The 11,028-nt window shown below is 53.2% G+C and carries 7 protein-coding genes and 1 pseudogene; 1 reads left to right on the top strand and 7 read right to left on the bottom strand.

Annotation, left to right across the window (positions count from 1 at the left end):
- Nucleotides 1-549: 549 nt before the first annotated feature.
- From BUE18_RS28115 to BUE18_RS24275, 5 genes and pseudogenes are all read right to left on the bottom strand, one after another.
- Nucleotides 550-675, bottom strand: a pseudogene (locus BUE18_RS28115) (IS256 family transposase); the annotation flags it as partial.
- 89 nt (nucleotides 676-764) lie between these two features.
- Nucleotides 765-1,178, bottom strand: coding sequence for a hypothetical protein (locus BUE18_RS24295; RefSeq protein WP_073478745.1), 414 nt, complete (start codon nucleotides 1,176-1,178; stop codon nucleotides 765-767).
- A 13-nt stretch (nucleotides 1,179-1,191) separates the two neighbouring features.
- The gene (locus BUE18_RS28585) at nucleotides 1,192-2,304 is read right to left on the bottom strand and encodes an RHS repeat domain-containing protein (RefSeq protein WP_483188884.1); all 1,113 of its coding nucleotides are present in this window, start codon (nucleotides 2,302-2,304) and stop codon (nucleotides 1,192-1,194) included.
- Nucleotides 2,305-2,792: 488 nt separating this feature from the next.
- Complete coding sequence (locus tag BUE18_RS24280) at nucleotides 2,793-4,844, bottom strand: TRAP transporter permease (RefSeq protein WP_073478744.1); 2,052 nt, start codon at nucleotides 4,842-4,844, stop codon at nucleotides 2,793-2,795.
- Between the two features lie 224 nt (nucleotides 4,845-5,068).
- Entirely contained in the window at nucleotides 5,069-6,061 is a 993-nt protein-coding gene (locus BUE18_RS24275; RefSeq protein ID WP_073478743.1) for a TAXI family TRAP transporter solute-binding subunit, read from the bottom strand.
- Nucleotides 6,062-6,727: 666 nt separating this feature from the next.
- On the opposite strand from BUE18_RS24275, the gene BUE18_RS24270 reads away from it, so the two are divergent.
- Complete coding sequence (locus BUE18_RS24270; protein ID WP_170868456.1) at nucleotides 6,728-8,719, top strand: PP2C family protein-serine/threonine phosphatase; 1,992 nt, start codon at nucleotides 6,728-6,730, stop codon at nucleotides 8,717-8,719.
- Between the two features lie 41 nt (nucleotides 8,720-8,760).
- On the opposite strand, the gene BUE18_RS24265 is transcribed toward BUE18_RS24270, so the two are convergent.
- Together BUE18_RS24265 and BUE18_RS24260 are read right to left on the bottom strand one after the other, a co-directional pair.
- Nucleotides 8,761-9,516: a slipin family protein gene (locus tag BUE18_RS24265; protein WP_073478741.1), complete on the bottom strand. Its 756-nt coding sequence runs from the start codon at nucleotides 9,514-9,516 to the stop codon at nucleotides 8,761-8,763.
- 87 nt (nucleotides 9,517-9,603) lie between these two features.
- A complete protein-coding gene (locus BUE18_RS24260) occupies nucleotides 9,604-10,911 on the bottom strand; it encodes an NfeD family protein (protein WP_073478740.1) in 1,308 nt (435 codons plus the stop codon).
- Between the last annotated feature and the right edge of the window lie 117 nt (nucleotides 10,912-11,028).

Below are 11,028 nucleotides of genomic sequence, written 5' to 3'. Positions count from 1 at the left end.
TGAACCACGGAAGTCACGGAAAACCCGGAATTGAAAAACTCCATGGCCTCCGTGCCTTCCATGGTTTGAAAGTCTTTCTCTATAGTCCTTGCTCACCTAATGGCGCTGCTTGCCGCGCCCGCCCCGTCATCCCCGAATGCATATGGGCCGCGTAGGGGCGAGGTCTCCCCAACCCGTCATTCCCGAACGCCCTGGCTATTGTAGCGACAGGCCCCCGTGCCTGTCCATGCTTTTTGGCCGTCTTTCCCGAGCGCCCCTGTCGGGAATCCAGGGTCTTTGACTTTGGGTACTTGGTCAGCCCAGGCAGAGCAGTACCCTGCCTGGGTTGCATAGCGACATGGTGTTCAACCGAAGAGATCGTGGATAACCCGCAACTTGGCCGACTTGGCAATGCTTGGATAGCCTTCAAACCAACGGCATTTCCACCGTCTCGCCGCCTTGGTTATACCAAATTCGTACGCCATCCATGTCAACTTGATCAAAAATAACACGTGATTTCAATAAGATTCAAAGTTAGTGGAATAATCAAAGACGTCCCCAAGAACGGTTCAGGGCGGCTTCCGTAAGTTCCTTGATCAACGGCGTAAAAATGCCGCCTTTACCTGTCAGCGGTTTGCCAGCCTGAAGTTGCTTCAATGCTTTCTCAAAATCAAATACAGGGTCTTTTTTACTCAATGTCAATCTCCTCTCAAGGGTAGTATTTTACCCTTTTCGGCTCATTGACACAAAATTTTGAACACCCTCTCCCCCAGACGTCCCGTCCCCTAAAGTCCATTAAAGTAGTACTCATCATAATGTTCTTCTACATAAGTTAAGAGTGCTTTTAATTGTTTTAATGCACATTTCTGCTTATATGTTAGCCAATTAATATTCATTAATATATCAATTTGAGGCGTTAAAAAATATATATCAGCGTTCGACAATAAAACATCGTTCACTACCCTTGGGAGAAAATATAGAAATGCTTCTGGCAGAATGAGAGCACTGTCTATTAGCATCATCGATACATCATTTTCAGTCAGGTCAGTCCTCCTGATGCCACTGAATTGAGCCTCGATTTGCTCTCGCTCCTGATCACGGCATGGCATTTCTTCCGTGATTCTGTCTGGAATACATATCTGGCCGAACTCCTCCCATATCTTTTTCACAATCTGCTTTGCTTTCTGTTTTATTTCCAATGTAAACCTCCTCTTACTGTATTAGAGAACGCCCCCTACCAATAATATCATTGGCAGTATCTATACTGTCTTGAATTGCTTTCCGTGTAGCTGAGTTAAGATTTGGATTTTTTAGGCTGTTCTCTAATGCATTTTTGTGCTTCGTTAAGCCGTCAATCGCTTGACTAATTTTTTTTGCATGGTTAGCATCTAACATTTCTCCTGATAGAGTTTTTCTCACAGTAAAATTATGGTTTATTTCTTGTATTTTTTTCATTCTTTTTGCCTGAGCATCAGTAAGTTTTACCCCCTTACTAAATATACCCTTAATTTTTGAAAGAAGCCCTTTTAGAAAACCCTTTTTCGCCTTCTTCTTTGCTTTTGTTTTAACAATATTTTTTAAAACTTGTCCGACTATAGCTACATCTGGTTGGGGGCCATCTAAAATGTCTACAATAGTTGTCACGTCTGCAACAACACACACTGCATCTTCTACAGTAGGATCGCAAACTCCTTGATAACCATTCCTGTAATAGTCATAGTCCCTTGCTTCGGCCATGCTTCGATTGGGTTGCCATCCGGCGTCTGAGGAGTTGGGCTGATAAGAGGCCTCGTTACTGTTCGGTGCAGGGGAATCGCCCCAATAACCATCACTATTCGGGCCTGTTGATGAAGCGTTACCCTCTCCCTCAGCTGTATAGCTATTTCCTCCGCAACTATCTTCATTGGTCCAATGCCCCGTCGGATCAACATAAATCAACGGGTTGTTCCGGCAATAGGCGTAGGGATTGAGCTGTTGGGGATCATATAGATTGGGTATCAAAGAATCCGGGCTGATGAACCGGCCGATGGCGGGATCATAATGCCTGGCGTCGTAATTGTAAAGGCCCGTGGACGGGTCCAGTTCCTGGTCCGTGTATTTGTAAGGCGTTGGCGTTGCGACGGAACCGGTGTAAAAGCGGTCCTCGCCGAAGGGCCGGTAATCGGCCTGTTCCACCACGGCGCCGGAGTCGTCCGTCACCACGGTGGAGCTTCCCAGGTGATCCTTGGAGAAATACTGGATGCCCTCGCCGTCCGTAATTTTGGCGATGCGCCGGTCCGCGCCGAAGATGTATTTGGTCGCCACTCCATTTTTGACTTCATACAGGCTTTGATAGAGATCAGATCATGTCCTCAACATTCGGGAATCAAGTTTTCTTCACATATAGAAAGAATTGCAGGGGGCTATGAGGTATTAAACATCAAAGTCAGCGCCCTAAAAGTTCCCTCCCTCTTGACGGTGGAGGGTTGGGGGCAGGTGATATAGTCCGTTATTCTGGATAGTTCCCCTCTCCATCCTGTCCTTTCCCCGCGAGGGGGGAAAGGGACCATGACTCTCGGGCCCTGGTATATAGATAGATCTGAGTCGCACACATAAACACTTGATTTTTAAAGCACAACTTCAAATACCGAAAGTTGAGTCACATCCCAGAATTCCTTCCTCAGCACGTCTACAGTACGCGGTCATCCCTGTGAAGGGAAACGGTGTCACAAAGTTTGATTTGATGACGAAAACGCAAACGGCCCGAGGGAAATTCCCCGGGCCGTTTTTTTGTTATCATGTGGATAGGCGGGACGCCCAAATGCTTCAGCTAATCAGGCGGCCTCGACCAGGTTTCTTTTCCTCCTGCTTTGCATGAAGACGGGGATGGCGTAAATCGCCAGGCCGAGCAGGAAGAAGTAATACTTGTATTCATCCCCGACTCCGAATCGATGGGCGACTCCCCCCGGATGGAAAAGAGTAAACGAGGCCGCCAGGAAGAACGGGATGTCGTACCATTTGTTTTTCACAAGGCACCATCCCTGGGCGAAGCACTCAAAGGCCGACATGGCGACCAGGGCCATGACAAAAATCATCAGGCCATGGGGCCAGCTTGTGATGCCGTACAGCAACAGGTCCGAGTTGAACACGAACAAAAAGGCGATGACCGAGGTTCGGATGTCGTACAAAAAGCCCTGGATGCCCGTGGGGATGGGCTCTGAATCGGCGATGGCCGAGGCGGCGTAAGCCGCCAGCCCCACCGGAGGGGTGTCGTCCGCCAGAATTCCAAAGTAGAAGCAGAACAGATGAGCGGCGATGAGAGGCAGCACAAAGCCGAAGTTTCCGCCTACCTGCACGATGATGGGCGCAGTCAGGGAAGCCATGACGATATAGGTCGCCGTGGTGGGCAATCCCATGCCCAGAAGCAGGCTGGCGATGGCCGTGATAAGAAGCAGCAGGTAAATGTTGCCCTGGCTGAGCGTCTCCACGATCTGGCTCACCATGCCGCCGATGCCCATGTTCACCACGCCCACGATGATGCCGGCCGCTGCGCAGGCCAGGGCCACGGGCATCATGTTCTTGGATCCCTGGATCATGCCCATGCCGATGATCCTTATGCTGTCCAAAACGCCCTGGCCGATTCCGGTTCCCGCTTTGAACGACCTCTTGAGCTCCTGGTAGAAGATGACTGCGAAAAGAATCAGGATAGCCCTGAAAGCCGCCATTTCCGGCGAGTGGCGCAGGAAGATCAACTCGTAAAGCAGGACGCCCAGGGGCAGAAGGTAATGCAGCCCTCCCCTGAGGGTCTGGAAAAAGATGGGCACTTCATGCTTGGCGAGTCCGCTGATTCCCAGCTTGGAGGCTTCCAGGTGCGTGATGCAAAACAAGCCGAAATACGAGGCGAAGGCGGGAACGGCCGCAGCCTTGACCACCTCGATGTACGGCACGTTTACATATTCCGCGATGATGAACGCCGCAGCGCCCATGATGGGCGGCATCAACTGGCCGTCCGTACTGGAGGCCACCTCCACGGCGGCGGCTTTTTTGGCGGGGTAGCCCACCTTTTTCATCAAAGGAATGGTGAAGGGCCCGGTGGTCACGATGTTTGCGATGGAAGAGCCTGAAACCAGTCCGGTTGCGCCGGAGGCCACGACAGCGGCCTTGGCCGGGCCGCCTTTGTATTTGCCCAAAAAGGACAAGGCCAGATCCGTAAAAAATTGTCCGGCGCCGGCTTTATCCAGCAAGGCGCCCAAAAGGACGAAGAGATAAACGATGGAAGCGGACACGCCCAACGGGATGCCGTAGATGCCTTCCGTGCTCAGGCTGATGTTGCTGCAGTATTTCCGGAGGGAAACCCCTTTAAAGGCCAGGAAGTCCGGCATGTAGGGCCCCATAAAAGCGTACACGGTAAAAACAATGGCGATGATGGACAAAGCGGGGCCTATCACCCTGCGAGCCGCTTCCAGAAGGACCACCACCAGAACGACGCCGAACGCAATATCCCTGGTTATGGGCATGCCCGCCCGATAAGCCAGTCCGTCGTAATCGATTACAATATACAGGGAGGCGATGACGGCTATGACAGCCAGGGCGTAATCCATTAAAGGAATGCGGTCCGTGACGAAAAAATACCCAAGTCCCTTGCGCGCTTTGCGCATGAGCGGGGTTAACAGAAAAAGCAGGGCGATGGCGAAGGCCAGGTGGAAGGCGCGGGTTTTGGTGCCGTCCAGGATGAATGCGCCCCCTGCCAGGGCCATTTGAAAAACGGCCCAGCCAATGGCGATGATCCCCACCAAATATTTTTCAAAAGGACGGAGGGATCGGACGTCTCCGCTCTCCGCCTTCAACAATTCTTGTGCGTATGTCAGGTTTTGCTGCTCACTCATGGAGTCCCTTTGGCAGGAAGCGCGAGCGTTTAAGCATATGGCATGACGCAATGGGCCGGGTTTTAAACCGGCCTGGGGGCCCTTTCAGCAGTAGATTGAATGGGTTGCGATTCAGCGCTGTCCGGTGCGCGCCAAAGCAGCCGTTGCTATCTCACACTCCCTGTGAAAAAAGGCGGCGGGACGTTGTGATGCGGTAACCGTCCGGCCGCCTTTGGGTGTTTCAATTATTTGACGAGTTCGGGCTTGATGTATTTCACCAGACCGGCTTCCTTGAAGTACTTAAGGGCGCCGGGGTGAATGGGGGCGGACAGGCCCTGAAGCATTTCCTGGGCGTTCAAAACAGCGTAGGCCGGATGCAGCTTTTTGAAGTCTTCCAGGTTGTCGAATACTTCCTTGGTGACGGCGTACACCACGTCGTCGCTGACTTTGGCGGAGGTCACCAGGGTGGCCTTGACGCCAATGCTGGGAACGTCTGCGTCATTCATGGCGTTGGGGTAGTTGTCTACTTTGATGAAGCTCTTGGCGTAGTAGGGGTACTTGTCCAGAAGAGCGTCCACGCCGGGGCCTTCGATAGGAACGATGGAAACCTTGATGCGGCCGGAAGTGGCTTCCTTGATGTTTCCGTTGGGATGGCCCACGGTGTATACAAAGGCGTCGATTTTTTCGTCCTGAAGCAGGCTGGGGGCTTCCACGGCCTTGGCGTATTCAGCCACAATGTCGCTTTCAGTCATGCCGTAGGCTTCCAGCACGTCTTTGGAGTTCTGCAACTGACCGGATCCGGGGTTGCCGACATTCACTCTTTTGCCTTTGAGATCGCCGAAATTCTTGGCTTTCAGGTCGGCGGCGGCCACACAGGTCATCAACTCGGGATGGATGGAAAATACGGCGCGCAGGTCTTTCTGAGGACCGGCTTGTTCCCATTCAGCCATGCCTTTGACAGCCTGGAATTGCCTGTCTGACTGGGCGATGCCGAATTCCAGGTCGCCTGACAAAACCGCATTGATGTTGTAAACGGAGCCGCCGGTGGATTCCACGGTCGCTTTGATGTCATACACGCTGGATTTTTGGTTGACCATTCTGCTGATAGCGCCGCCCGTGGGATAGTAGACGCCCGTGACGCCGCCCGTTCCGATGGTCACAAAAGTCTTGGCGAACGCAGGTCCAAACCCGGTGATGCAAAACAGCACGGCAATAAACAGAATTAGCGCTTTTTTCATAATTTCCTCCTTCGATTGTGTTTACGACGCCAAACGCAAAGATCTGCTATGCCTGTTTCAGGCTGAGTCCAAACGCCTGACGCCAGATTTTGATCAGCTAGTGGAGAACGGGTTTCTTGCCCGCTCCTGGGATTCCCCCCGAAACAGGCAAGTCCGGATTTTGCTTGAGGTGTATTCCGGTGTCCAATACTTAAACCGTGTATAACATAGATTTCACGTTCTTGAAAAGAAATTAGGAATCTTTCTCCAAAACACAAGTCCATTCTAGGGAAAACACATTGCCTTGCCTGCTAAGACCGATTTCAACCAAAACAGTTTTTTCCTCTTCCAAAAATTTACAAAAAATCGGCCATTGATTTTGCCGTTGGGATCTAGTTCCGGGCTTGAAAGCCCCTGGCGCCTATGCTAATGTTTTTTCCGCCTATTAGACGCGTTTTGCCCTAACAAAGCATTTTCGCCGTTTTTTAAAATGCGGACCAGGAGTCCGGCAATACGGTTTTTCCCTGATTTCTTGTAAATTATGGATACGAAATCCTTAGAATTTTCGCCGCCGCGGCAATGCAACACCGACGCCGCAGGCTCGACCCTCCTTCCCTGGCGCGCGGTCTTGCCACACTCTATCCACGCCGTCTGGTCAAACCCACTCGAGAGCCAAAAGGACTTAACATGCGGACTCTCAAACTAACGATCAGATGGAAGTACTTCACCACGCTATTGGCCTTATGTCTTTTTCCCCTTCTCGTCATCACCCTGGCAAGCCATGCAGGCATAACGCAAATTGTGGATATCATATCCCAGGACACGCGATCCGCCTTCAAGGAGTTGTCGCAAAGGACTCTGCTCCAGACAGCCCAGACCCAGGCCCTGATATTTCAGCGAACCCGGCAAGCCATCGAACTGGGGCTCTTGGAGCTTAGCAAAGAAGCTCAGTTGGCTGAATTGGAACAAGGCGGCTTCCCGGCGAACATGTATCAGCCCATGGCCGCGTTATTGGCAAACTTTCCCCATTCCGCAAAAAAGGTGGTTCTGGTCAGCGAATCCGGCCAATCCATGTCCCTGGAAGCCGGCTCCGTGAGCATGGAGTCCTTGGACGCGGCGACCGTCGGCTGGTTTCAGGAGGCCATGAAGAATCGAGGAAAAAACGGGACCGTGGCATGGGCGGCGCCTGACGTCTATTCCGACAAAAACGCCGCACAATATACGGCATTGGTCATTTTCGAAGGGGCTCAAGGATTCAAACGGATTGCCGCTTTGGAAATCGACGCCCTGGACAAGCTTAACCAGGGAGTCACCCCCGCCCCCTGGAAGGAAACAACCCTTTCCTTTTTGGTGGAGTACGGAACTAGCGCCAGCGAAGGAACCCCGGTCCTGAGAATTCTAGCGCAGAAATCTCCGGGATCGGATGGTTGGTCCGGGCCGAGGCACGGGCGATGGTTGGCTTCTCCGGATGGAAAGCGCATGAAAAGCGTCCTGGACTCCATTTCCCGAGGCGGATCCGGCGCCGGCGAACTTCAATATCTGGGCCAGGAGTACGTGTGGGCCTGGGCCCCAACCCAAAGAGGGCCGTGCTTCGTCATCATGGCGCCTCTTTCTGTGGTGGAGGCCAGGTCGCAGCAAGTGGAGGAGACGCTGCACGGCTACACCCGCTCCACGCTGATTCTTTCGGGCATGGCGGCGCTTGCCACCTTGTTATTGGTCACCCTGGCCGCCTTTGTGGGCGCCAGGCGTTTTTCGCGGCCTTTGCTGGAAGTAATTCGGGGAGTGACCAAAGTCTCCAGGGGCGACTTCTCCGTCAGGGTTGACCTGAAAACAGGCGACGAGTGGGACTCTCTTATCCAGGGATTCAACAGGATGGTTCCCATGCTGGAGGAGACTATGGCCTGGCGCAAGCGACTGGAACTGGCCCGGGAAGTACAGCAGAGCCTGCTGCCCAAGCGGCCGCCCAAGGTGAACGGCCTGGACATTGCAGCCAGAAGCGTTTCAGCGCAGCAGGTGGGCGGGGATTATTTCGATTTTCTGAAAGCCAATGAAGAACAGCGTTTGACTGTAGCCGTCGGAGACATCACCGGGCATGGCGTGGGTGCAGCGCTGCTTATGACCACGGCCCGGGCCCTGGTGCGCAGGCGATCCAGGCGTGACGGGGACCTGGCGCAAATCGTTTCGGACATCAATAAGCAACTGGCGCCTGACGTAGCCGACTCGGGGAAATTTATGACCCTGTTTCTGGCGGAAGTGGATATCAGCAAGATGGTGGTCCGTTACGCCAATGCCGGGCATGACCCGGCCATGGTCTACGATCCCACGAACAAGGTTTTCGAAACTCTGGAAGGAGGCGGCCTGATTCTTGGGCCTTTTGAAAGCTCGGTTTACGAACAATACGAGACCGGCATCAGCCCCGGGCATATCATCATCCTGGGTACGGACGGCATCTGGGAGACCTCGAATTTTGAGGGGAAATACTACGGCAAAAAGAACCTGCAAAAGGTCGTCGCGGATAACGCGCATCTGCCTGCAGAACAAATTGTGGACAAGGTGCTTGAGTCCTTGAATGCGTTCCGTTCCCCAAAAGTGCAGGAAGACGATGTGACCCTGGTGATCATCAAAATTCTGGAGCAGGGCGCCGAGTATAAACAGCTTAAGCTGCCTGACATGGTTTAACCGAAGCGGACGAATGAACTCCGTCCGCTCCGGCTTCCCGTCTATTCCTTATCCTTGGACATGGCCTTTAAAAGCGGGGTGAAAAGGTCGATGGGCAAGGGAAAAATCGTGGTGGAATTGTTCTCCGCCGACATCTCCCGCATAGTCTGCAAGTAGCGCAACTGCAGGGCGATGGGGGTTTCCTGGATAATCACTGCGGCTTCCGCCAACCGGGAGGCGGCCTGGAACTCGCCTTCCGCATTGATCACCTTGGCGCGCCTTTCGCGCTCCGCCTCGGCCTGCTTGGCCATGGCCCGCTGCATTTCGTTGGGAAGATCAATGTGCTTTAACTCCACATTGGCCACTTTGATGCCCCACGGGTCCGTGTGGGTGTCCAAAATCTCCTGCAACTGGTTATTGATCTTGTCCCGGTCGGAAAGCAGTTCGTCCAACTCGGCCTGGCCGCACACGCTCCGGATGGTTGTCTGGGCGAGTTGGCTCATGGCGTATTGATAATGCTCCACCTCAATGGTGGCCTTCACCGTGTCCACAACCCGAAAGTAGATAACGGCGTTGACTTTTACGGACACGTTGTCCCGGGTGATTACGTCCTGGGGGTCCACGTCCAGGGCGACCAGGCGAAGGCTGACCTTCAACATCTTGTCGATCCCCGGAATCAGGATAATCAGGCCCGGGCCTTTGGCGCCGATGCACCGGCCAAGACGAAAGATGACGCCCCGTTCGTACTCGTTCAAAATCCGGATGGACGCCAATAACAAGATAATTGCTAGTACAAGAATAACGCCTATCGGTACCATGCCGCTCCCTCCTTCATGAAATTTTGACGGGACGGCAGCGTCCAGGAACGTCCATAATGAAACCGCCGCCCTATGTTCGAGCCATTCCTATTTCTCAGTGTCCTTTTCCACGATCAACAACAGTCCGTCCACGGATGCAACCCGAATGGGATCCCCCGGCGCCATGGGCTGCAGAAACCTGGCGTTCCAGATTTCGGCGTGCACCAAAACTTTGCCCTGGGTTTCGGACACGGCCTGGGTCACCTTGCCCTTTTCTCCCACAAGTCCGTCCTCGCCGGTCCTGATTTTCCCTTTGTGGGCCTTGACCACCAGGGCCGCAACGATGGCAAAAAACGCCGCGACAAACATAACCGTGGGAATCAAGACGCTCCAAGCCACTCGCAATCCTGTAACATCATAGTCAAAAAGCATGGTCGCCCCCAAAAATATGGAAACAATTCCTCCAGCGGCAAGCGCTCCGTGGCTTGCTATTTGCGTCTCCAAAACAAAAAAGACGCCTGACAGTAGAATCAACATGATTCCTACGTAGTTGACCGGCAAAGTATGAAGGGCGTACAGCGCAACCAGTATGCTGATAACGCCGACCACTCCGGGAAAAACAGCCCCTGGATTGGCAAACTCAAAGTAAAGGCCCAGCATGCCAAGGCTCATGAGTAAAAAGGCGATGTTGGGGTTGGCGATCACGCTGAGTATTTTTTCCCGCAATGTGGTCTGATAGTTGATTACCGTGCGGTCTTTGGTCCGTAACACCCCTTTATCGGGAATTTCCATGCCGTCCAGCTTTTCCAGCAATTCCGGCATGTCTTTGGCGATGAAATCTATGACGTTCAGTTCCAGGGCTTCGCTTTCCGTGGCTGATACGCTTTCCCGAATGGCCTTTTCGATCCACTCGGCGTTCCGTCCTCTTTTTTCAGCCACGCTCCTGGCGCCGGCCACGGCGTCATTGGTGACCTTGGAATCCATGGTCTCGTTGATTTCCTTGCCGTCTCCGCTCACCGGATGGGCGGCGCCGATATTTGTGGCAGGCGCCATCACCGCCACGTCCGCGGCGTTGGCAATCATCACTCCCGCCGAAGCGGCCCTCGCCCCGGGAGGGAAGACGTAAACCACCACGGGAACCTTGGCGTCCAAAAAGGCCATGACGATGCGGCGCATGGACTCCAGGGCGCCGCCGGGCGTATCCAACTGAAAAATCACGCAGGCGTATCCGGCTTCTTCGGCGTCATCCAGGCATTTTTCCATGAGAAAGGCTGTGGCTGCGCCGATGGGTTGGGAAATCTCCATTACCATAACTTCCCCATCCTCGGCCCAGGCAAGAGGGGCTAAACCCACAGACACGCCAAAGACCAGCAGAGCCAAAGCAAAAACCAACCCGGATTTGGTCAATATATGCATAATCCCTCCCCAAAAAGGCGCCCTTTTTATAAGAATGATATGTATAATTACCTTAGCTAGCACGGCAAATCAAGGGCTTTCGGCCGAAAGGCGCTCCCTGGTAAAAATAAAGTTTCT

Origin of the sequence: Desulfatibacillum alkenivorans DSM 16219 (assembly GCF_900142135.1) — a bacterium.
GTDB classification, from domain to species: domain Bacteria; phylum Desulfobacterota; class Desulfobacteria; order Desulfobacterales; family Desulfatibacillaceae; genus Desulfatibacillum; species Desulfatibacillum alkenivorans.
Note: the sequence above shows the minus strand (reverse complement) of the source record. Positions and strands in the feature narration are given on the sequence as shown.